At 66.9% G+C, this 21,900-nt stretch carries 21 protein-coding genes; 9 read left to right on the forward strand and 12 right to left on the reverse strand.

What is annotated here, in order from left to right:
• Positions 1–15: 15 nt before the first annotated feature.
• From CEY08_RS23005 to CEY08_RS23025, 5 genes are read right to left on the reverse strand one after another with little or no spacing between them, the layout of a single operon-like run.
• Entirely contained in the window at positions 16–630 is a 615-nt protein-coding gene (locus CEY08_RS23005; protein WP_042794786.1) for a glutathione S-transferase family protein, read from the reverse strand.
• 42 nt (positions 631–672) lie between these two features.
• A complete protein-coding gene (locus CEY08_RS23010) occupies positions 673–1,020 on the reverse strand; it encodes an AzlD domain-containing protein (protein WP_042794787.1) in 348 nt (115 codons plus the stop codon).
• Positions 1,017–1,733 (reverse strand): AzlC family ABC transporter permease, encoded by a 717-nt coding sequence (locus tag CEY08_RS23015; protein ID WP_042794788.1) that lies wholly within the window; start codon positions 1,731–1,733, stop codon positions 1,017–1,019. Before CEY08_RS23015 ends, CEY08_RS23010 begins: the two co-directional genes overlap by 4 nt.
• 57 nt (positions 1,734–1,790) lie before the next feature.
• Entirely contained in the window at positions 1,791–2,108 is a 318-nt protein-coding gene (locus tag CEY08_RS23020; protein ID WP_042797279.1) for a chaperone modulator CbpM, read from the reverse strand.
• A 2-nt stretch (positions 2,109–2,110) separates the two neighbouring features.
• Positions 2,111–3,052, reverse strand: a complete 942-nt coding sequence (locus CEY08_RS23025) for a DnaJ C-terminal domain-containing protein (protein WP_063643353.1) — start codon at positions 3,050–3,052, stop codon at positions 2,111–2,113.
• A gap of 184 nt (positions 3,053–3,236) precedes the next feature.
• Here CEY08_RS23025 and CEY08_RS23030 point away from each other — a divergent pair, with 184 nt between their 5' ends.
• The 7 genes from CEY08_RS23030 (at position 3,237) to fabI (ending at position 10,417) form a co-directional block, all read left to right on the forward strand.
• Positions 3,237–3,566 (forward strand): DHCW motif cupin fold protein, encoded by a 330-nt coding sequence (locus tag CEY08_RS23030; RefSeq protein WP_042794790.1) that lies wholly within the window; start codon positions 3,237–3,239, stop codon positions 3,564–3,566.
• Positions 3,567–3,669: 103 nt separating this feature from the next.
• The gene (gene yfcF / locus CEY08_RS23035) at positions 3,670–4,305 is read left to right on the forward strand and encodes a glutathione transferase (protein WP_076815095.1); all 636 of its coding nucleotides are present in this window, start codon (positions 3,670–3,672) and stop codon (positions 4,303–4,305) included.
• A gap of 21 nt (positions 4,306–4,326) precedes the next feature.
• The gene (locus tag CEY08_RS23040; RefSeq protein WP_076815097.1) at positions 4,327–4,725 is read left to right on the forward strand and encodes a VOC family protein; all 399 of its coding nucleotides are present in this window, start codon (positions 4,327–4,329) and stop codon (positions 4,723–4,725) included.
• A 181-nt stretch (positions 4,726–4,906) separates the two neighbouring features.
• On the forward strand, positions 4,907–7,288 hold the full coding sequence (locus CEY08_RS23045; RefSeq protein ID WP_076815098.1) for a DUF3141 domain-containing protein: 2,382 nt from the start codon (positions 4,907–4,909) through the stop codon (positions 7,286–7,288).
• The gene (locus tag CEY08_RS23050) at positions 7,285–8,229 is read left to right on the forward strand and encodes a phosphate acetyltransferase (protein ID WP_076815100.1); all 945 of its coding nucleotides are present in this window, start codon (positions 7,285–7,287) and stop codon (positions 8,227–8,229) included. The genes CEY08_RS23045 and CEY08_RS23050 overlap by 4 nt, the downstream gene beginning before the upstream one ends.
• Before the next feature lie 233 nt (positions 8,230–8,462).
• Positions 8,463–9,647, forward strand: coding sequence for an acetate/propionate family kinase (locus CEY08_RS23055; RefSeq protein ID WP_076815102.1), 1,185 nt, complete (start codon positions 8,463–8,465; stop codon positions 9,645–9,647).
• Positions 9,644–10,417 carry an enoyl-ACP reductase FabI gene (gene fabI, locus CEY08_RS23060; RefSeq protein ID WP_042794796.1) on the forward strand — a complete coding sequence of 258 codons (774 nt, stop codon included), beginning with the start codon at positions 9,644–9,646 and terminating at the stop codon, positions 10,415–10,417. The genes CEY08_RS23055 and fabI overlap by 4 nt, the downstream gene beginning before the upstream one ends.
• Before the next feature lie 35 nt (positions 10,418–10,452).
• On the opposite strand, the gene CEY08_RS23065 is transcribed toward fabI, so the two are convergent.
• A complete protein-coding gene (locus CEY08_RS23065) occupies positions 10,453–12,141 on the reverse strand; it encodes a SulP family inorganic anion transporter (protein WP_076815104.1) in 1,689 nt (562 codons plus the stop codon).
• A 280-nt stretch (positions 12,142–12,421) separates the two neighbouring features.
• Here CEY08_RS23065 and CEY08_RS23070 point away from each other — a divergent pair, with 280 nt between their 5' ends.
• Positions 12,422–13,405: a Bug family tripartite tricarboxylate transporter substrate binding protein gene (locus CEY08_RS23070; RefSeq protein ID WP_076815106.1), complete on the forward strand. Its 984-nt coding sequence runs from the start codon at positions 12,422–12,424 to the stop codon at positions 13,403–13,405.
• A 38-nt stretch (positions 13,406–13,443) separates the two neighbouring features.
• Here CEY08_RS23070 and CEY08_RS23075 read toward each other — a convergent pair whose 3' ends face one another.
• The 3 genes from CEY08_RS23075 to tkt form a co-directional block, all read right to left on the reverse strand.
• Positions 13,444–14,640, reverse strand: a complete 1,197-nt coding sequence (locus tag CEY08_RS23075; protein WP_063643367.1) for a phosphoglycerate kinase — start codon at positions 14,638–14,640, stop codon at positions 13,444–13,446.
• 134 nt (positions 14,641–14,774) lie between these two features.
• Entirely contained in the window at positions 14,775–15,785 is a 1,011-nt protein-coding gene (gap, locus tag CEY08_RS23080) for a type I glyceraldehyde-3-phosphate dehydrogenase (RefSeq protein WP_042794798.1), read from the reverse strand.
• Positions 15,786–15,799: 14 nt separating this feature from the next.
• Positions 15,800–17,836 carry a transketolase gene (gene tkt / locus CEY08_RS23085; protein WP_076815107.1) on the reverse strand — a complete coding sequence of 679 codons (2,037 nt, stop codon included), beginning with the start codon at positions 17,834–17,836 and terminating at the stop codon, positions 15,800–15,802.
• A gap of 217 nt (positions 17,837–18,053) precedes the next feature.
• Between tkt and CEY08_RS23090 the strand changes: the two genes are divergently transcribed.
• The gene (locus CEY08_RS23090) at positions 18,054–18,785 is read left to right on the forward strand and encodes a 16S rRNA (uracil(1498)-N(3))-methyltransferase (protein ID WP_076815109.1); all 732 of its coding nucleotides are present in this window, start codon (positions 18,054–18,056) and stop codon (positions 18,783–18,785) included.
• Positions 18,786–18,795: 10 nt separating this feature from the next.
• On the opposite strand, the gene CEY08_RS23095 is transcribed toward CEY08_RS23090, so the two are convergent.
• From CEY08_RS23095 to CEY08_RS23105, 3 genes are all read right to left on the reverse strand, one after another.
• The gene (locus tag CEY08_RS23095) at positions 18,796–19,263 is read right to left on the reverse strand and encodes a barstar family protein (protein ID WP_042794801.1); all 468 of its coding nucleotides are present in this window, start codon (positions 19,261–19,263) and stop codon (positions 18,796–18,798) included.
• On the reverse strand, positions 19,260–20,489 hold the full coding sequence (locus CEY08_RS23100) for a patatin-like phospholipase family protein (protein WP_084738591.1): 1,230 nt from the start codon (positions 20,487–20,489) through the stop codon (positions 19,260–19,262). Before CEY08_RS23100 ends, CEY08_RS23095 begins: the two co-directional genes overlap by 4 nt.
• Positions 20,470–21,900, reverse strand: a 1,431-nt coding sequence (locus tag CEY08_RS23105) for a phosphate acyltransferase (protein WP_249278896.1), incomplete at its 5' end; no start/stop codon positions are given. The genes CEY08_RS23105 and CEY08_RS23100, both read right to left, overlap by 20 nt.

Genomic DNA, 21,900 nt, shown 5'->3' on the forward strand with positions numbered 1-21,900 from the left:
GGCCCGGACTCCGCCTCAGGTTTCTTCGATGTCGCCGTCGCGCTGCAGCGCGCGGTGCATGGCTGGACGGTCGCCCAACCGTTCCGCATAGGCCGTGAACACCGGCGTTTCAGGCATGACCTTCACCTGCATCATGTATTGCAAGGTGCCGCCCAGCACGATGTCCACCGCCGAGAACCTCTCACCCAGGAAAAAAGGGCGTGCCTCCAGGACCCGGGTCAGCACTTGCTGGACCTCGTCGGCCGAGCCCCAGCCCAGCGCGCCCGCCTGGTGCGGCGTCTTGAAGGCGCGCTCGGCCATCGCGGGCTCGAACACGCCGGTGGAGTATGCCAGCCAGGTCAGGTACGGGCCGCGCAGCGGGTCGCCCACCACCGGCCCCAGCCCGGACTGGGGAAACAGATCGGTCAGATAGAGCGCGATGGCGGGCGTCTCGAATACGGGCACGCCGTCGTGCACCAGCGCCGGCACCTTGCGGTGCGGATGGATATCGATGTAGTCCGAGGGCATGTGGCCGGCGCTGTCGCTGCCGCGGATGGACACCATTTCGGTGTCGTAGGGCACCCCCAGTTCTTCGAGCAGCCAGAGTATCCGGAACGACCGCGAGCGCGGCGCGTGATAGAGCGTAAGCATGGTCGGTCTCCATGGAAGTCCGACCATTTTGCCCCGCGGGCGTTACGCCGCCAAGGCCAGCAACACCCCGTAGCCGGCCATGCCCAGCAGCACCGCAACGCCAGCGTTGCTGACCAGGCGGGCCGCCACGGCAGTCACCACCAGGCCGCCCACGTAGGGACCGATGGTCGCTGCCTGCTCGCCGGCGGCAAGCAGGTCCGGCACGATCACCGCGGCGGCGATCCCCGCCAGCAGCGAGGGCCCGAGTGCGGCCAGCGCCGAGCCTTCGCGCGACAGGTGGCGCAACAGGCGGCTGCGCTCGGACAGCATGAAGGGCAAGGCGCGTGTCAGATAGGTGATGGCCGCCATGGCGATCACCGCGCCCCAGAAACCCAGTCCGTCCACGTTCATGCGGACCTCCTCAGGCGATACGCGGCGCAGCCGATGACGGCGCCGGCCAGAATGGCCAAGCTGGTGTGGCCCAGCGCGGCCACGACTCCGGCGCCCGCGACCGCCGCCACGATGGGTAGGCCCATGCCCCGCTTGGCGCTCTGGCACACCAGCGCCATGAACAGCGCAGGCAACGCAAAGCGCATTACCTGGGACAGCATGGGGTAGTGGCGTTCCAGCCCGTCGCCCGCATAGACGCCAACGGCGGTGCCGGCGATCCACGTGAGCCATGCGCCCAGCCCCAGGGCGATCATCCAGCGCTGGCGGCCCGCGGGCTCCACGGCCTGCAGGCGGTTGAAGGCAGTGGCGAACACCTCATCGGTCAAGAGGAACGCGACCTTCAGGCGGTCGCGCAGCGCGGCGGGCAGGAAACGGGACAGCAGCGGGCCGTACAACAAGTGGCGGGCATTGAGCAGCGAGCACAGCGCCACCACCCACAGCCATGGCGTGCCGGCCTTGATGGAGGCGAGCAGCAGGAACTGGCTGGCCCCGGCGTAGACCAGCACGGAAATCAGCACGACCTGCAGGGGCGTGAGGCCTGCAGCGACCCCGGCGATGCCGAAGGTCACGGCTACCGGGAAGTAGCCGATCATGACGGGCAGGCAGGATTTCAAGCCATCGATGCGGGCGCCGCCCGCCAGGGCGGCCGCCGCGGGGGCGGAAGGTGTCTCCAAGGTGTGTTCGCTTATCCGGTTCTACGACCAGCTAGTTTACCCACCCGGGAAACGCCCCTACTTGTCCTCCAGGCCCAGCGCGCGCAACTGCGCCTTCAGGCGGCGGACTTCCTGGCTCAGGTCCAGGATCAGCGCCGCCGCGTCCAGGCCGGCGCCGTAATCGCGCACCAGGCGGCGGGCGTCCAGCGCGCGCTGCAGGTCGCTGCTGTAGAAGCGCCAGTCGGCGGGGCCGGGGCCGCTGGCATTGACGATGCCAACCTCGACCAGCCGCGCAACCCATTCGACTTCCTCGCCGCAGGCGCGGGCCAGATCGTCGGCGGATAGCGGGCGGGACTTGCCCACGACCGTGGCGGTGGTGACGACGATTTTTTTCATGGTCATACCCCCAGATGACGCCGCGGGTTGAAGGGCAGGTCCTGTTGCAGCTTGCGATAGGCCTCCTTGGCCGCCTCGCTGTCGGCGGGCGGCAGCACCAGGTCCAGCACCAGGTAGAGGTCACCCGGCGGATCGCCGGGAATCCCGCGCCCGCGCAGGCGCAGCTTGCGGCCGTTGGCGGACCCCGCCGGTATCGAGACTTCCACCGTGCCGCCCGGCGTGGGCGCGTGCACGCTGGCGCCCAGCGCGGCTTCCCAGGGCGCCACCGGCAAGGTCATGTAGAGATCGCGGCCATCGGCGCGGTAGCGCGGATGCGGCTTGAAGCGGACTTCCAGGTAGAGGTCGCCGTTCTCGCCGCCGCCGTAGCCCGGCATGCCCTGTCCGGCCAGGCGGATGTACTGGCCTTCGCGCACGCCCGCGGGAATGCGCACGCTCAACGTGCGGGTCTGCATATGGGGGCGGCCCTGCTCGTCCATCTGCATGGAGCGCAGGCTGATGTCGCGCGTGGCGCCCTTGAGCGCGTCTTCGAGATCCACCTCGATCGCGGCGTGGTGGTCATCGCCGCGCGCGCGGAACTCCTGTTGCTGCGCGCCGCCGCGCCGGCCGCGGCCACCGAACAGCGAAGAGAAGAACTCGCTGAACTGCGCCTCGTCGCCGGGCGCCGCCCCGCGGTGGAACTCGAAGCCCTCGTCCCAGCCGGGCGGCGGCTGGAAGCTGCCCTCGGGCGATACGCCGGCGGCCAGGTTGTCGTAGGCCAGGCGTTTTTCCTTGTCGCGCAGCACGTCATAGGCTTCGTTGACGTCGCGCATGCGGGTCTCGGCGTCGCTTTCCTTGCTGACGTCGGGATGATACTTGCGGGCGAGCTTGCGGTAGGCGCGCCGGATGTCGTCTTCGGAGGCCTCCCGCTCCACCCCTAGAATGCTGTAGTAGTCCTTGAACTCCATGTGCAGCCCTTGGCAAAGCGTTGCGGCCGCCTCCGGGTGAGCCGGATCCGGCCTGGGATATCAGCAAGATAGGGGTTATGGGGCGATTTTTCAATGCGCCCGGTCAGGCTTTCGGCCTGCGCTCGCGTAGTATCTGCTTTTTCCATGGGCGCGATTCCGCCCGGACTTCGAGACAGGATCCACGATGAAGATGAGCAACATCCCCTTCGGCACCACTGACTGGTCCGAGGTGGAACCCACCGAACACGCCGGCGAAACCGGCATGGCCTACTGGCGCACCCGGCAATTCGGCGATCTGCGCGTGCGCATGGTGGAGTACACGCCGGGCTATCTGGCCGACCACTGGTGCAGCAAGGGCCACATCCTGTTCTGCCTGGAAGGCGAACTGCACACCGAACTCGAAGACGGCCGGCAATTCGTGCTGAAGCCGGGCATGAGCTACCAGGTCGCGGACCAGGCCGAACCGCACCGCTCCTCCACCGCCACCGGCGCCAAGCTCTTCATCGTCGACTGACTCCCCCCGGGGCGACACGCTGGCCGCAGATGCGTTACGCTTTGATGTGTCCGCGGCCTCGCGCCACGGCCCTGCCGCTACCCGTCTGACCGGAGACTAGATTTTGGGCGCCCCGCTTACGCTATACGTCGATTCCCTGTTCCTCAGCCCTTACGCCATGTCGGTCTATGTCGCGCTGACGGAAAAACAGCTGCCATTCGAGGTGCGTCCCATCGACCTGGAAGCGGGCGAACAACGCATGCAGCCCTACCAAAGCCGCGCGTTGACCTCGCGGGTGCCCGCGTTGACGCATGCGGATTTCAGCCTGACTGAATCCAGCGCCATCACCGAATACCTGGAAGACGCCTTCCCCGCCCCCGAGCACACCGCGCTTTATCCGCGCGACGTCCGCCAGCGCGCTCGCGCCCGCCAGTTGCAGGCCTGGCTGCGCAGCGATCTGGGCGCGCTGCGCCAGGAACGGCCGACCGAAACCGTGTTCTACGGCGCCGCCGGCCTGCCGCTGTCGGACGCCGCCCATGCAGCGGCGGCCAAGCTCATCCATGTGGGCACTCACCTGGTGGGCAATGGCCGCACGTCGCTGTTCGAAGACTGGTGCATTGCGGACACCGACCTGGCGCTCATGCTCAAGCGCCTCTTCCAGGACGAACTGCCCGACGCCCTGCGCGCCTACGCCGACGCCCAGTGGCAACGCCCCTCCGTCCAGAAATGGCTGGAGCACAACGCGGCTGCGCGCGCCTGAAACGCCCCACAAGGAGCCGCGATGCAATTGCTGGATCACGTCTCCATCGCCGTTACCCGACTGGACGCGGCGCGGCCGTTCTACGACGCCATCATGCAGGCGCTGGGCGCGGCCAAGGTCTATGACCGCCCCGATGCGCTCGGCTATGGCGAACGCTGCCGCGCCGGCAGCAGCCAGCACAGCTATCTGTCCGTGTTCGCCGAGGACGGCGCGGCAACGTCCGCCGCGCGCCGCCACTGGTGCTTCAAGGCGCCCAGCCGCGCCGCTGTCGACGCCTTCCATGCCGCCGGCCTGGCTCATGGCGGACGCGACGATGGCGCGCCGGGCTTGCGCGAACACTATCACCCCCACTACTACGCCGCCTTCCTGCTGGACCCGTCCGGCAACCGCATCGAAGCGGTCTGCCATGACCCTGCTTGAGCTGTAGCCTGGCTGCCCGTTCCTAATGGGGACAGGTAGATCAAGCCTCTTTGACCTGTATCAAGATGTCCGATGTTGCAGCGCAACATCAGTTGCGGTGTAATGGAGAGGTCAACTCTGCCGGTTCCACTCGGAATCGGCGCGGCGGCTCGCCGCCGCATGCAACCTACAGGAGATCGCCATGGCCGGATCCGGCAACGATCGCGTACCCGCCCCGTCTTTCAACCCCTGGACAGCCGCCTACGAATACGCGGTGGACGCCTGGCAACGCGGCGTGCTTTACGCCGACGTGATGCGCCAGCGCGGCAACCAGTACCACGAACACATGGCCAAGCGCGCACCCAATGTGCTGAGCATGGAGTCCGAGCTGGTCATGGACGGACGCTGCCTGCCCCGCCCCGTCAACTACGGCCTGCTGCGCATCAAGCCGCCCGAGGGCGTGGAAACCGACCCGATCAAGCGCCCCTTCCTGGTGGTCGACCCGCGCGCCGGACACGGGCCCGGCATTGGCGGCTTCAAGCCTGAAAGCGAGATCGGCGTAGCGCTGCGCGCGGGCCATCCCTGCTACTTCGCCACCTTCCTGCCCCAACCCATGCCGACCCAGACCGTCGAAGACGTGATGATGGCCGAGGCGCGGTTCCTGGAAGAAATCATCGCGCTCCACCCGAATGCCGAAGGCAAGCCGGTAGTCGTGGCCAATTGCCAGGCAGGCTGGCAGATCATGATGACCGCCGCGGTGCGGCCCGAGCTGTTCGGCCCCATCATCGTGGCCGGCGCGCCGCTGTCGTACTGGGCGGGCTGGCGCGGCATGAACCCCATGCGCTACGCCGGCGGCCTGCTGGGCGGCAGCTGGCTCACCGCGCTGACCAGCGACCTCGGCGACGGCAAATTCGACGGCGCCTGGCTGGTGCAGAACTTCGAAAACCTGAATCCGGCCAACACCCTGTGGTCCAAACAGTACAACCTGTACTCCAACGTCGACACCGAGGCCAAGCGCTACCTCAGCTTCGAAAAATGGTGGGGCGGCCACGTCTTCCTGAACGGCCCGGAAATCCAGTACATCGTCGACAATCTTTTCGTCGGCAACCGCCTGGCCACCGCCGGCCTGGTGACCTCGGACGGCATCCGCATCGACCTGCGCAACATCCGCTCGCCCATCGTGGTGTTCTGCTCCAAGGGCGACAACATCACGCCGCCGCCGCAGGCGCTGGGCTGGATCCCCGACCTGTACCAGGACGACGCCGAAGTCCTGGCCCATGGGCAGACCATCGTGTATGCCGTGCATGAAAGCATCGGCCACCTGGGGATCTTCGTGTCCGGCAGCGTGGCGCGCAAGGAGCACCAGGAATTCACGTCCAACATCGACATGATCGACGTGCTGCCGCCGGGCATCTACCAGGCCGAGATCGCCGACAAGACGCCCGACACGCCCAATGCCGACCTGGCCTATGGCAACTATGTGCTGTCGTTCGAACAGCGCACCCTGGACGACGTGCGCGCCATTGTCGAACGCAACGAAGAGGACGACCGCCGCTTTGCCGCCGTCGCCCGCATTTCCGACATCAACCTGGGCATGTACCGCAGCTTCCTGCAACCCTGGCTGCGCGCCCTGGTGACGCCGCAATCGGCGGAATGGTCGCAGCGCCTGCATCCGCTGCGCCTGCCGTACGAACTGATCTCCGACCGCAATCCGGCCATCGCGCCGATTGCCCAGGTCGCCGAACAGGTGCGCGAACACCGCCAGCCGGTATCGGCCGACAACCCCTTCCTGATGGCGCAGGAAATGTTCTCGAACCTGGTCGAAACCAGTCTGAACATCTGGCAGGAACTGCGCGATTCCGCCGACGAGCGCACCTTCATGGGCGTTTACGGTTCGCCGCTGGTGCAGGACCTGGCCGGCCTGGGCGCGCGCTCCGGCCCGCCCCGCAAGCATCCGGGCGTGTCACCCGAGCACCGCCGCTTCATGGAAGAGCGCGCCGCCGAGCTGCGATCGCTGATGCTGGAAGGCGGCCTGCGCGTGGCCGCGATCCGCATGCTGCTGTATGTGTCGGGCGCCGAGGGCGGCCTGGACGAACGCAGCTACGCGCTGATCCGCAAGATGCGCGCCGAATCCGACACCGCGCTGTCGTTGCAGGAGTTCAAGGACATCATCCGCGATCAGGCCTTGATGATGACCCTGGACGCCGCCGGCGCCATCCAGGCCATACCGCACCTGCTGGACAACGCGCCCGCCGCCGCGATCCGCGAAACGCTCGACACCATGAAGCACGTGCTGGAAGCCGCCGAGCCCCTGAGCGAAGCCGCCCGCATCAGCCTGGACGAGATGGAACGCATCTTCGAATATGCCGAGCGCCGCGCGCAGAAGCGTGAGGAGGCCCAACAGCCCGCGCCCAGGAAAACGGCGACGGTCGCGCGCAAACCGGTGCGCGAGGCGGCCGCCAGGCACGAAGCGCCCTCGGCCACGGCCGAGCCTGCTGTCCCCGTACGCGCCAAGAAGCGTAGCGCCTCCGCCAAACCCGCCGCGCGTCCCGCGCGCAAATCCACCAAGGCAAAATCCGCATGACGCTGCCTACATCCACCCATTACGACAAGCTCATCGCGCGCGCGCAGACACTTGCGCCCGCGCATTGCGCCATCGCCCATCCCTGCGACGAACCGTCGCTGTCGGCCGCGCTCGAAGCGCGCGACCTGGGCTTGCTGCGGCCGATCCTGGTGGGCCCCGAGCTGAAGATCCGCGCCACCGCCGCCCAGCATAAGCTCAACCTGGGCGACGCCCGCATCGTGGACGCGCCGCACAGCCACGCCGCGGCCGAATGCGCCGTCGGCCTGGTGCGCAGCGGCGAAGCCGAGCTGCTCATGAAGGGCAGCCTGCACACTGACGAACTCATGCACGAAGTGGTGGCACGCACCACCGGGCTGCGCAGCAGCCGGCGCATCAGTCATGTGTTCATCATGGAAGTGCCGACCTACGCGGAGCCGCTGTTCATCACCGACGCCGCCATCAATATCTTTCCGGACCTCGAAACCAAGGCCGACATCATCCGCAACGTGATCGACCTGCACCACGGCCTGGGCCTGGGCGAGCCGCGCGTGGCGATCCTGTCCGCAGTGGAACAGGTCAATCCCAGTATTCCCAGCACCATCGAGGCGGCCGCGCTGTGCAAGATGGCCGACCGCGGCCAGATCACGGGCGGCCTGCTGGACGGTCCCCTGGCGCTGGACAACGCCATCAGTCCCGACGCCGCCCGCATCAAGGGCATCCGCTCGCCGGTAGCCGGCGTGGCGCAGGTGCTGGTCGTGCCCGATCTGGAAGCCGGCAACATGCTGGCCAAGAACCTGACCTTCCTGGCCAACGCCGAAGCCGCCGGCATCGTGCTGGGCGCGCGCGTGCCCATCATCCTGACAAGCCGTGCCGACAGCCCGCGCTCGCGGCTCGCGTCCTGCGCGGTTGCCGCGATCTACGCGCACCACCTGGCCCAGCAGGAAGCCCGCCCGCTCGCTTAGCACATGGAAACCACCCCCTACCCGCTTACGCGGGCCCCCTCAAGGGGGCGGCACTGGCGGACCGGCAAAGCCGGATCCGCGGTGTCCCGGATCGGCTCCGACGCGTATTGCGCAAGCCACGGCGCGCTTCGAGTCGAGGCCCTGGAACGGGATTTTTCGTTTTGTCTTCGGCAGGTCGTACCGCGGGCAGAGAAGCTCGCGCGCAACTTGTCTCAACGTGGAATCACAGCGCCATGACCGACACCATCCTCGTCATCAACGCCGGCAGTTCCAGCATCAAGTTCTATCTATACGACATCGACGGCGCGCAGGAACTCGCCCCGCGGCTGGGCGGGCAGCTCGAGGGCATAGGCACCTCGCACCCCAAGCTGCGGGTGCGCGATGCGGCCGGCCAGACCCTGGTCGAACGCGAAATCGCGCCTGGCCACGCGCCCGACGTGCCCAATGCGCAGGAAGTCGTGGGCACCTGGCTCAGCGGCCATCTGGGCGGCGCGCCGCTGGCCGTGGGCCACCGGGTGGTGCACGGCGGCCCCGAGCTCTCCGAACCGGTGCTGATCGACGACGCCATCCTCGCCAAGCTCGACACCTTCACGCCGCTGGCCCCGCTGCACCAGCCAAATAACCTGGCGCCCATCCGCGTGATCCGCGAGCGCCGGCCCTGGATCCCGCAAGTCGCCTGCTTCGACACCGCATTCCATCGCAGCCACTCCGATGTGGCCGACCGCTATGCGCTGCCGGAACGGCTGTACCAGCAAGGCGTGCGCCGCTACGGCTTTCACGGCCTGTCCTACGAATACATCGCCCAACGCCTGCGTAAGGCGCTGCCCGACATCGCCGACGGCAAGATCATCGCGGCGCACCTGGGCTCCGGCGTGTCGGCTTGCGCCATGCACCATGGCAAGAGCGTGGACAGCACCATGGGCTTCACCGCGCTTGAGGGCCTGCCCATGGGCACGCGCCCCGGCCGCCTGGACCCTGGCGTCGTGTTGTGGATGATGGAACGCGGCATGAACCACGACGAGATCGAGCACTTGCTCTATCACGATTGCGGCATGAAGGGCCTTTCCGGCATCAGCAACGACATGCGCGAATTGCTGGCCAGCGACGCGCCGTCGGCCAAGCTGGCGCTGCAGTACTTCGCCTGGCGCGTGGCGGAAGGCATGATAGGCCTGGCCTGCGCGATGAACGGCGTGGACGGCATCGTTTTCACGGCGGGCGTGGGAGAAAACTCCGCCGAGATCCGCCAGGCGATCAGCGAGCACTGGGGCTGGCTGGGCATCAAGGTTGATCCCGAACGCAACGCCCGCCACGGACCTCGCATTTCCGCGGACGACAGCCGCATCGGCGTGTATGTGGTGCGCACCAATGAAGAACTGATCATCGCGCAGCACACGCTGGCGCTTGTGAGGCAGCGATGAGCGCGCTCTTGCCACTGGCCGGCAAGCGTGGCCTGGTGACAGGCATCGCCAACGCCGACTCCATCGCCTGGGGCTGTGCCAAGGCCTTCCACGCGCTGGGCGCCGAGCTTGCCGTGACCTACCTGAACGACAAGGCCCTGCGGCACGTGGAGCCGTTGGCCCGCCAGGTGGAAGCGCCGCTTCTATTGCCGCTGGACCTGATGCGCGACGGGGAACTGGAAGCCGTCTTCGACACCGTCGCCAACGAATGGGGACAGCTGGATTTCGTGCTGCATTCCATCGCGTTTGCACCCCGCGACGATCTGCACGGCCGCGTGACCGACTGCTCGCGCGCCGGCTTCCTGCAGGCCATGGACGTCTCCTGCTGGTCCTTCATCCGCATGGCCAAGCTCGCCGAGCCGCTGATGCGCAATGGCGGCACACTGTTCTGCATGAGCTACTACGGTTCGCAGATGGTGGTCGAGCACTACAACATGATGGGGCCGGTGAAGGCAGCGCTGGAATCCGCCACCCGCTATCTCGCGGCCGAGCTGGGCCCGCAAGGCATACGCGTGCACGCCATTTCTCCCGGACCGCTGAAGACGCGCGCCGCCTCGGGCATCGCCGAGTTCGACGCGCTGCTGGACCGCGCACAGGCCAAGGCGCCCACGCGCAGCCTCGTGTCCATCGACGACGTGGGCGAAGCCACCGCCTGGCTGGCCACCGACGCCGCCCGCCGCATGACCGGGCAGACGATCTACATCGACGGCGGCTATCACATCATCGACTAAGCCCTGCGCAAGGCGCGTGGCGCGGTAAGCCGCCCTTAGCCCAGCGCGGCGGGCGGTGCCTGGCGCCAGCGCTCGATCGCCTCGACCGCCTGTTCAGGGCTGCCAAAAATCTTCTCGCGGCCGATCTTCTTGACCAGGCCCGATCGCTCCAGCGCGGTGCGGAACTGACCGTGCCCGCCCGCGACCAGCAGCGTAATGCCGCGTTCGTCGAGTTCGCGCTTGAGCTCATACAGCGCCTCGACGGCATCGGCATCGGCCTGCGTCATGGCTTCCGCGTCCAGCACGAACCAGCGCACATCGCCCGCCTGCTCCATGACTTCACGGGCGCGCCGGCGGAAGGTGTCGGCATTGAAAAACCAGACCGAGGACTCAAACAGCCAGATCACCGTGCCCGGCACCGGCTGCGCTTCGGGGTTCAGATGCAGCTTGCCCAGCACCGACTCCCCAGGCAGCCGGCCCAGCAAGGCGTCACGCGGATTGCCCGACACGTACATCGCGTACAGCAGCGTGGCGCCCACCGACACCGCCACGCCTTGCAGCACGCCGAAGCCCACCACCCCGACCGCGGCGAGAACGCCGAACGCCAGCTCGATGCGCGAAATTCGGGCCAGGCGCATGAAGGCGTGGCCGTCGAACAGGCTGACGGCGGCCAGCAGCAAAATGGCCGACAGCACTGCCTGCGGCAACCAATACAGCGGACCGCTCAACAGGCCCACCACGATGGCCAGCGCCGCCGCCGCGGTGACGCTGACCAACGGCGAAGAACCTCCGGCCACCAGGCCCACCGCCGTGCGGGAATCTGCGCCCGTCACGACAAACCCCTGGAACAGGCCGGCCGCCATGTTGGCTGCGCCAAAGCCCACCAGTTCACGGTTGGGATCCACGTGCTCGCCGGTGCGCGCGGCAAAGCTGCGGGCCGTCACGATGCCGCTGGAAAAGCTCACCACCAATACCCCTGCGGCGCCCAGCAGAATGCCATCCACGCCCTCCAGCCGCAGCGGCAGGCTCAGGGCCGGCAAGCCCGCAGGCACTTCGCCAACGACAGCGATGCCCAGGCCAGGGAAATTGAAAAGCCATGACAACAGGCAGGCCAGCACCACCAGCATGATCGGGCCAGGCCAGGTCGGCCGCCAGCGCTTCACCGCCACCAGCAGCGCGCAGGACGTCAGCCCCAGGATCAGGGTGGGTATCTGGATTTCCGGCAGGCGCCGCGACAGTTCCAGGAAGGGATGCACCAAGCCGCTGTTGCGCAGGCCCACGCCCGTCAACCCGCTCAATTGCGACAAGGCCAGCGTGATCGCCACGCCCGCCATGTAGCCGATCAGGACGGGCCGGGACAGCAGGTTGGCCAGCACGCCCAGCCGCAGCGCGCGCGCGATCAGGCACCCTACGCCCACCGTCAGGGCGATGCCGGTGGCGGCGACCAGGCGGTCTTCCGGCGTGGTCAGCGCCATGCCGGTCAGGGTGGCTGCGATCAGGGTGCAGGTGGCCGTGTCCGGCCCCACGATCAAGGTACGCGACGAGCCGAACAGGGCGTAGCCCAACATTCCGGCGATGGCTGCCCACAGCCCCGCCACCGGCGGCACGCCCATCATGGCGGCGTAGGCCAGGCCCACAGGCAACGCCACCGCCGCCACGCTCAGGCCGGCAGTGACGTCTCGCCGCGCCGATTCCCGGGTAATCCCACGGAAGTTGTTGAGGCCGGGAATGAAACGAAGATTCATGATGCTGCGGGAATCGGAGAGAAAGCGCGCACAGCGCGCCGATTTGCGCCAAGGCTACACCAAGCCAGACAGCCCCGGGCGGACCGGGATCAAAGCCCCGTCACTTTATTCCTCCGAGGAATGAACTTCCTTAAATTTTTATCCCTTTTCGACAGCAGCCCCAATGCGTAGAGTCGCCAGCATAAGAAAAAGCGGCCGGCAGGCCGCGCCTGTACATCACTATGGCCGACTCTCCGCCTCCTCCCGGGCGGACAAGACGGCTCGCACAACTGGAGACACCATGTCGTTCGCTTTCCTGCGCCGCGCCGGCAGCGCGCTCGCGCTGGCCGCGCTGGCCACCGCCATCGCCCCTGCCGCCTCCGCCCAGTCCTATCCGGACCGTCCGATCAAACTGGTGGTGCCCTGGCCCCCGGGCGGCGCCACCGACGCGCTGGGCCGCATGCTCGCCCAGCGCCTGACCGAGAGACTGGGTCAAACGGTCATCGTGGACAACAAGGCGGGCGCAGGCGGCAATATCGGAACCGCGGCATTCGTGCGGGAAAAACCCGACGGCTATACGCTGCTGGTCGCCACCAGCTCGACCAACGCGGCCAACCCGCACCTGTATGCCCGGCTGGGCTTCGATCCGGTCAAGGACTTCACGCCCGTCGCCTTCGTCGCCGAAATCCCCAATATCCTGGAAGTCCCGAAACAATCGCCCTTCCAATCCGTCACCGACCTGATCACCGCGGCCAAGGCCAATCCCGGCAAGTTGAATTACGGGTCTGGCGGTGTCGGTTCATCGCAGCACCTGGCGGGGTCGATGTTCAAGTATTTGACCGGCGTGGACGTGATGCACATTCCTTACAAGGGCAGCGGGCCGGCGGTGTCCGATCTGCTCGCGGGCCAGGTCGACATGATGATAGACACGGGTTCCCTGGCCCAGGTGCAGGCCGGCGCCTTGCGCGCGCTGGCGGTGGCGTCGCGCCAGCGGCTGCCCGCGCTGCCCGACGTGCCCACTTTCGCCGAAGCCGGCGTGAAGGATATGTACGCGTCCGCCTGGTACGGCATCGTCGCGCCCGCCGGCACTCCGCCCGACGTGGTGCAACGCCTGAACAAGGAAGTCAATGCCGTGGTCGCCGATCCGGAGATGAAAAAGCGGATGGAAGGCATGGGCGCGCTGGTCCCCGAAGGCCAGACGCCCGAAGCCTTTGGCGCATTCATACGGTCCGAGATCGACCGCTATGCCGACATCGTGAAGATGTCGGGCGCCAAGATGGAATAGGCCATCCCAAGGCGGGACAGCCCCCCTACCTCTAACTCTTACTTGGTGGCCCGCGCTTCGAGCACGGCCACGGCGGGCAGCGTCTTGCCTTCCAGGAATTCCAGGAAAGCGCCGCCACCGGTCGAGATGTAGCCCACCTGCTCGCCGATGCCGTACTTGGCGATTGCGGCCAGCGTGTCGCCGCCGCCGGCGATCGAGAAGCCTTCCGATTCGGCGATCGCGCGCGCCACCACTTCGGTGCCATTGGCGAACTGGTCGAATTCGAACACACCTACCGGGCCGTTCCAGACGATGGTGCCCGCCTGCTTCAGGATCTGGGCCAGCTGCGCCGCGGTCTTCGGCCCGATGTCCAGAATCATGTCGTCGTCGGCCACGTCTTCAGCCGCCTTGACGGTGGCCTCGGCGTCGGCGCCGAAGGACTTGGCGCACACCACGTCCACAGGAATCGGCACGGCGGCGCCGCGCTGCTTCATGATGTCGATCACGGCGCGCGCCTGATCGACCTGGTCGGGTTCAGCCAGCGACTTGCCGATGGACAGGCCGGCAGCCAGCATGAACGTGTTGGCGATGCCGCCGCCCACGACCAGCTGGTCGACCTTGTCGGCCAGCGACTGCAGGATCGACAGCTTGGTCGACACCTTGGAGCCACCCACGATGGCGACCAGCGGGCGCTTGGGTTCGTGCAGCGCGCGACCCAGGGCTTCCAGTTCGGCGGCCAGCAGCGGGCCGGCGCAGGCCACGGGCGCGAAACGCGCAATGCCGTGGGTGGTGGCTTCGGCGCGATGGGCGGTGCCGAACGCATCGTTGACGTAGACGTCGCACAGCGCGGCCATCTTCTTGGCCAGCGTCTCGTCATCTTTCTTTTCGCCGACGTTGACGCGGCAGTTTTCCAGCAGCACGACCTGGCCGTGATCGACCTGGACGCCGTCGACCCAGTCGCGCACCAGCTGCACGGGCATGCCCAGCAGCTCGGACAGGCGCTGGCCGACCTTGGCCAGCGAGTCGGCATCAGTCAGCACGCCTTCCTTGGGACGGCCCAGGTGGGAGGTGACCATGACGGCGGCGCCGGCGTCCAGCGCCATGCGGATGCCGGGCACCGAAGCGCGGATGCGGGTGTCTTCGCTGATGCGGCCGGCGTCGTCGAACGGCACGTTCAGATCGGCGCGAATGAACACGCGCTTGCCGGACAGGGCGCCGGACTTGGCCAGCGCGGACAGAGTGTTGACCTTGGACATATTTGGATTCCTACGATGGGCGTACAAAGGGGACGAACCCATTTTCCGCACGCGCGGAAAACAAATCCGTCCCCTCTATGGACTAGGGCCTGTTCACACTAAAGCGAGCCATGCACGGGCCCTCGCCGGGTTGCTTACTTGGCCGACATCAGCGCGACGGTGGTGTCGAGCATGCGGTTCGAGAAGCCCCACTCGTTGTCGTACCAGGACGAGACCTTGACCAGACGGCCCGAAACCTTGGTCAGCGACGCGTCAACGGTGCTGGAGGCCGGGTTGTGGTTGTAGTCCACCGAAACCAGGGGCTCGGTGTTGTAGTCCAGGATGCCCTTGAGCTCGCCTTCCGAGGCGGCCTTCAGGATGCCGTTCACTTCTTCGACGGTCGTGTCGCGCTTGGCCACGAAGGACAGGTCGACGATAGACACGTTGATGGTCGGGACGCGGATGGCGTAACCGTCCAGCTTGCCATTCAGTTCCGGCAGCACCAGGCCCACGGCGGCGGCAGCGCCGGTCTTCGTGGGGATCATGCTCATGGTGGCCGAACGCGCGCGGCGCAGGTCTTCGTGGTAGACGTCGGTCAGGACCTGGTCGTTGGTGTAGGCGTGGACGGTGGTCATCAGGCCGTTTTCCAGGCCCAGCTTGTCGTTCAGCGGCTTGACCAGCGGGGCCAGGCAGTTGGTGGTGCACGACGCGTTGGAGATGACGGTGTCGGAGGCCTTCAGCACGCCATGGTTCACGCCGTACACGACGGTGGCGTCGACGTCCTTGCCGCCCGGAGCCGAGATGATGACCTTCTTGGCGCCGCCCTTGATGTGCGCGCCGGCCTTTTCCTTGGTCGTGAAGAAGCCCGTGCACTCCAGCACCACGTCGACCTTCAGGTCGCCCCAGGGCAGTTCGGCCGGGTTGCGGTTGGCCAGCACGCGGATCTTGTCGCCGTTGACGACCATGAAGTCGCCGTCGACTTCGACGGTGCCCGGGAACTTGCCGTGGGCGGTGTCGTAGCGCGTCAGGTGCGCGTTGGTCTTGGGATCGCCCAGGTCATTGATGGCGACGATTTCGATGTCGTGCTTCTTGCCACCTTCGTAGTGGGCACGCAGGATGTTGCGGCCGATGCGACCGTAACCGTTGATGGCGACGCGAATGGTCATGACTAAGCTCCTTTTTACAAAACTTGGCGGACGGTCTCGGCCACCTTGTCGGCGGTCAGCCCGAAGAACTTGAACAGAGCGCCGGCCGGCGCGGATTCACCGTAGCGGTCGATGCCGACGACGGCGCCTTCCAGGCCCACGTACTTGTGCCAGAAGGCGGTAACCCCGGCTTCGACGGCCACACGCGGCAGGCCCTTGGGCAGCACGGATTGCTTCCAGGCGGCGTCCTGGCGGTCGAACACGTCGGTGCTGGGCATGGAGACCACGCGCACGGCGATGCCGTCCTTGGCCAGTTGCGCCTGCGCGTCCAGCGCGATGGCGACTTCCGAGCCCGTTGCGATGATGACGGCGCGGGCGCCTTCGGCATCGCGCAGCACATAGCCGCCGCGGGCGATGGCTTCGACGGTGGCGGCATCACGCTGCACGAAAGGCAGGTTCTGGCGCGACAGCAACAGGGCCGTCGGACCGCCGTCGTGCACGTCCATGCCGATGCTGGTGGGGCGCGTCACGGCCGCGTTCCAGGCCACGGCGGTTTCAGCCGTATCGCAAGGACGCCACAGCGACAAATTGGGGATCAGGCGCAGGCTGGCCGCGTGCTCGATGGACTGGTGGGTCGGGCCGTCTTCACCCAGGCCGATGGAGTCGTGGGTGAACACGTGGACCACGCGCTGCTTCATCAGCGCGGCCATGCGAATAGCGTTGCGCGAGTAGTCGGAGAACGTCAGGAACGTTCCGCCAAACGGCAGGTAGCCACCGTGCAGGGCCACGCCGTTCATGATGGCGGCCATGCCGAATTCGCGCACCCCGTAGTTGATATGGCGGCCGAACTGGATGCCCTTGTCGCCGGCGCGGACGGCGGCGACGCCCTTCCAGTCGGTGAAGTTGGAACCGGTCAGGTCGGCCGAGCCGCCCAGCATTTCCGGCAGCAGCGGAGCCAGCGCGGCGATCGCGAACTGCGACGCCTTGCGGGTGGCGACGGTTTCCGCCTTTTCCAGCGTGGCGTCCAGGAAGGCCTTGAACTGTTCGGCGTAGCCGGCGGGCAGTTCGCCCTTCATGCGGCGCTTGAATTCGGTGGCTTCGGCGGGGAATGCAGCGGCATAGGCGTCGAACGCGGATTGCCATTCGGCCTGAGCGGCGGCGCCCTGCTTGCGGCCATCCCAGCCGTCGTAGATGTCTTGCGGAATCTGGAACGGTTCCGACGACCAGCCCAGCGCGGCGCGGGTAGCGGCGATTTCGTCCTTGCCCAGCGGCGCGCCGTGCACGTTGTGCGTGCCGGCCATGTTGGGCGAACCCTTGCCGATGACGGTGCGGCAGACGATCAGCGTCGGCTTTTCCGATTGCGAGCGGGCGGCCTTGATGGCGGCGTCCACGGCGGCGACGTCATGGCCGTCGATGCCACGGATCACGTTCCAGCCATAGCCTTCGAAGCGCTTGGCGGTGTCGTCGGCAAACCAGTGCTCGACGTGACCATCGATGGAAATGCCGTTGTCGTCATACAGCACGACCAGCTTGCCCAGCTTCAGCGTGCCAGCCAGAGAGCAGACTTCGTGCGAGATGCCTTCCATCAGGCAGCCGTCGCCGGTGAAGGCATACGTATGATGGTCGACGATGGTGTGGCCGGGCTTGTTGAATTCGGCGGCCAACAGTGCTTCGGCCAGCGCCATGCCCACGGCATTGCCCAGGCCCTGGCCCAACGGGCCGGTGGTCGTTTCCACGCCCGGGGTAATGCCCACTTCGGGGTGGCCCGGCGTCTTGGAATGCAGTTGGCGGAAGTTCTTCAGCTCTTCGATCGGCAGGTCGTAGCCGGTCAGATGCAGCAAAGCGTAGATCAGCATGGAGCCATGGCCATTGGACAGCACGAAGCGGTCGCGGTTGGCCCAGGCGGGATCCTTGGGATTGTGACGCAGGTTGCCGGCCCACAAGGCTTGGGCGATTTCCGCCATGCCCATGGGAGCACCCGGATGCCCGGAGTTCGCTTGTTGCACGGCGTCCATCGCGAGGGCGCGGATGGCATCCGCCAAGGCAAGTTTAGGGGCGGTCGGATTGCTCATTCGGAAGGCTCTTTGAAGCTGGCGTGCCTACGGTCAAAATAGGGGCCAGTTGAGTAGGTTGCGAAGCATGGGATTTTAGCATCCAGGGGTTTCCCCCACGCCATCGGCCAGAAGGCGGCCCCATGCTAGGCTACCGCCCCGGGGGCAAGTGCCCCCGCGCCGCGCCCGGCAGCGGGCTGGCGGCCCCTTTTTTCCATAGCCAGCCGTACGTACATCCATGTCAGCCCCCCGCTTCTTCTGCGACATCCCCCTGACCGCCGGCGCCCGCGTGGCGCTTCCGGAAGCCCTGGCGCACCACGCCCTGCGCGTGCTTCGGCTGCGCGCGGGCGAAGCCGTGGTGCTGTTCAACGGCCAGGGAGGCGAATATCCCGGCACGCTCGAGGTGGACGGCAAGGCCGGTTTCGCCCAGCTGGGCGAATTCGTGCCGCGCGAGGCCGAGCTGGCCGGGCGCGTCACCCTGGTGCAAGGGCTGCCCTCCGGGGACAAGATGGACTGGGTGGTGGAAAAGGCCGTGGAACTGGGCGCCGCGCGAGTCAGCCCCATCGCGGCCCAGCGCAGCGTCCTGCAATTATCGGGCGCCCGGCTCGACAAGCGCTTGGCCCATTGGCAGCGCATCGCGCAGTCCGCCAGCGAACAATGCGGCCGCAACCGGCTGATGGCCGTGGACGCGCCCCTCACCCTGGCCGAATGGCTGCAACAGCCCGCCGACGGCCTCCGCCTGCTGTGCCACCCGGAAGCGGACGAGGACCTTGCCGGCACGCTGCGGGCCGCGGCCGGCCTGCAGGCCCTGACGTTGCTGGTCGGGCCCGAGGGCGGATGGTCGGATAAGGAATTGGCCCAGGCCCGCGAGGCAGGCGTGCAGGCCGTGCGCTTCGGCCCGCGGGTGCTGCGCACCGAGACCGCGGGGTTGGCGCTGCTGTCGGCGGCCAGCGCGCTGCTCGCCTGGTAAGGCAACCGGATCAGCTGTCTTCGCCGTAGGGCGCAGCCGCCACCCCGGGTTCGGGATCCGGATGGCGCCCGGCGTGTTCGATGACATACGCAAAAACGCGACCATTCTCGCGCGCGAAATCCGCGGCGTCGGAACAGACGGTTTCGATGCGGCCAGAATCCTCTTCCAGCGCAGGGTCGCCCGAGTGCAGACGGTACAGCCAAAGCACCACGCCCGTTTTGTGGTCCAGCACGGTGTCGCACAGGCAGTCGTAGAGGGCGTCCAGGTTGCCGCCGAAGTATTCGGGGAAATCGACCGCCTTGACGATGGCGCGCAGCACCGCGGAACGGCTGCGGGCAGGATCGCAATTGGCGACGAACAGGGCCAGGCCGAGCTCATGGGCGGCGTCCACGACGGCCTTCTTGTCCAGCCCTTCATGGGCCAGCGCACCGCCGCGCATCAGTTGCCGCTGCAGAGTAGATTGGCCATTGCGCGTCATGCCTGAGCCTCCTTGAAAAAGGCGATCACTTCGTCGTTACGCTGCATCGTATCGGCATAACCCAGTTCAATCAATCGCTTGGTGTAGCTGGATTCAAATAAGAGGTAGGACATCAGCGATCCGCCGCCCGGACGGTCTGGATCGGACGATACACCGAGTACGCGGAAAAGAGCACGCGCCTGGGCCGGCATATCCCGCAAATGTTCCAGCGCCATGACATCCAGCGACTGGCTGGGCGTGATCGTCAGGACCTCGATGCGCCGCGCATGGCCCTGCGCGGCGTCCGCGCCGGACTGGTCCATGAGGAAGTTGATGCGTTCCAGGCGTTCGACGTCGGCCGACAGGCCGTCCAGGAAAATGCTGGCCAGCGCGTGCCCGCCGACCTGCGCCAGCGAGGGATAAGGCGGCGAGTCCTCGCGGTTCTCGGGATGCGTTTCGTCGCGGAAACCGGTGCCGATCACCAGCACGCGATGCGCGCCCAGATGGATGGCCGGACTGATCGGCGCCAGCTGCCGCATCGAGCCGTCGCCGCACCACTCCCCCTTGCCATGCACCTGTACCTGCCGGGCCGGAAAGACGAAAGGAATGGCGGACGAGGCCATGAGATGGTCGATACCGATAGGCGTAGGCAGCGCCAGGCGCAGATAGCGATGCCAGGGCTCGATGGGCGTATGCGCCTGGTAGAAGGTCAGGTGCTCGCCGCTGGTATAGCCGGACGCCGTGATCGCCAGCGCCGACAGCGCTCCGCTTTCAAGGTTGGCGCGCAGATGCTGGAAGTCCAGCACGCGCTCCAGCAAAGCCTGCATTGGGCTGTTGTCCAGCAAGGAATGGGGCCGCTTTCGCGTCAGCCCCGAATACATCCATCCCAGCGACAGCAGACCCAGCCAGCGGACGCCGGTGCGTATGAGACCGGGCGCGTCGGCCCGGTAGATCATGTCGGTGTTCAGGGAAGACCACAGGCGGCGGATGCGGCGCACGCCCAGATGGGGCCTGTCGGCGCGGCAAGCCAGGGCGGCGGCATTGATGGCGCCCGCCGAGGTGCCGCAAATGATGTGGAAGGGATTCTGGAAGCGCGAATGCCAGTCCGGATCCAGCAATTCCATGATGGCGCTGAGCACGCCCACCTGATAGGCGGCGCGGGCGCCGCCTCCGGTCAGGACCAGGCCGGTCGGCGTGCGCGGGCACGCCGGACCGGCAGGCGTTACTTCAACGCGGTGTGTTGACATCGACCACCGTCATCGCGGTCATGTTGACGATGCGGCGCACGGTGGAGCTGGAGGTCAGAATGTGCACCGGCGCATTCGCGCCCAGCAGGAACGGGCCCACCGCCACGTTGCCGCCCGCGGCCGTCTTGAGCAGGTTGTAGGCGATGTTGCCGGAGTCCACGTTCGGGCACACCAGCAGATTGGCCTCGCCCTTGAGCGTGGATGACGGCAGGATGCGCATGCGCAGCGCTTCGTCCAGCGCGCAGTCGCCATGCATCTCGCCGTCGATCTCCAGGTCCGGCGCGGCCTGGCGCACCAGTTCCAGCGCGCGGCGCATCTTCGCGCCCGACGCCGAACTGCCCGAACCGAAGTTCGAGCGCGACAGCAGCGCGACCTTGGGCGCGAGATACATGCGGCGCATCTCGTTGGCGGCGGCGATGGTGAATTCGGCGATCTGTTCAGCCGAGGGTTCATCGTTGACGTGCGTGTCCACCAGCACCACCGTGCGCTCGTTGAGCAACAGGATGTTCATGGCCGCGTACACATTGTGGCCAGGACGGCGGCCGATGACCTCGTCCACGAAGCGCAGGTGGTCGTGGTAGGCGCCGACCGAGCCGCAGACCATGCCGTCGGCATCGCCCAGGCGGACCATCATCGCGCCGATCAGGGTCATGCGGCGGCGCATTTCGACGCGCGCCATTTCCTTGGTGATGCCGCGGCGGCACATCAATTCCCAGTACGTGGTCCAGTACTGATGAAAGCGTTCGTCGTATTCCGGATTGGTGACCTCGACGTCCTCGCCCAGGCGCAGGCGCAGGCCCAGCTTTTCGATGCGGGTCAGCAGCACGGACGGCCGGCCCACCAGGATGGGACGGGCCAAGCCTTCATCCACCACCACCTGCACCGCGCGCAGCACGCGCTCGTCTTCGCCCTCGGCAAATACGATGCGCGCCGGGCCGCCTTCGCGCACGATGCGTTTGGCTGCCGAGAACAAGGGCTTCATGAAGGCGCCCGAGTGGTACACGAACTGCTGCAATTGCTCTTCGTAGGCTTCCAGGTCCGCCAGCGGACGCGTGGCCACGCCGCCATCCATGGCCGCCTTGGCCACCGCCGGGGCAATGCGCACGATCAGGCGCGGATCGAAGGGCTTGGGAATCAGGTATTCGGGACCGAAGGAGATGTCGTAGGTGCCATAGGCCGCCGCCACGACTTCATTCTGTTCTTCCTCGGCCAGTTCGGCGATGGCGTACACCGCCGCCTTTTCCATCTCGCGGGTGATGGTGGTGGCGCCCACGTCCAGCGCGCCACGGAAAATGTACGGGAAGCACAGCACGTTGTTGACCTGGTTCGGATAATCCGAACGGCCGGTGGCCATGACCACGTCGTCGCGCACCGATTGCGCCACTTCCGGCAGGATCTCGGGCGTGGGATT

The organism is Achromobacter insolitus (assembly GCF_002209555.1).
GTDB classification, from domain to species: Bacteria; Pseudomonadota; Gammaproteobacteria; order Burkholderiales; family Burkholderiaceae_B; genus Achromobacter; species Achromobacter insolitus.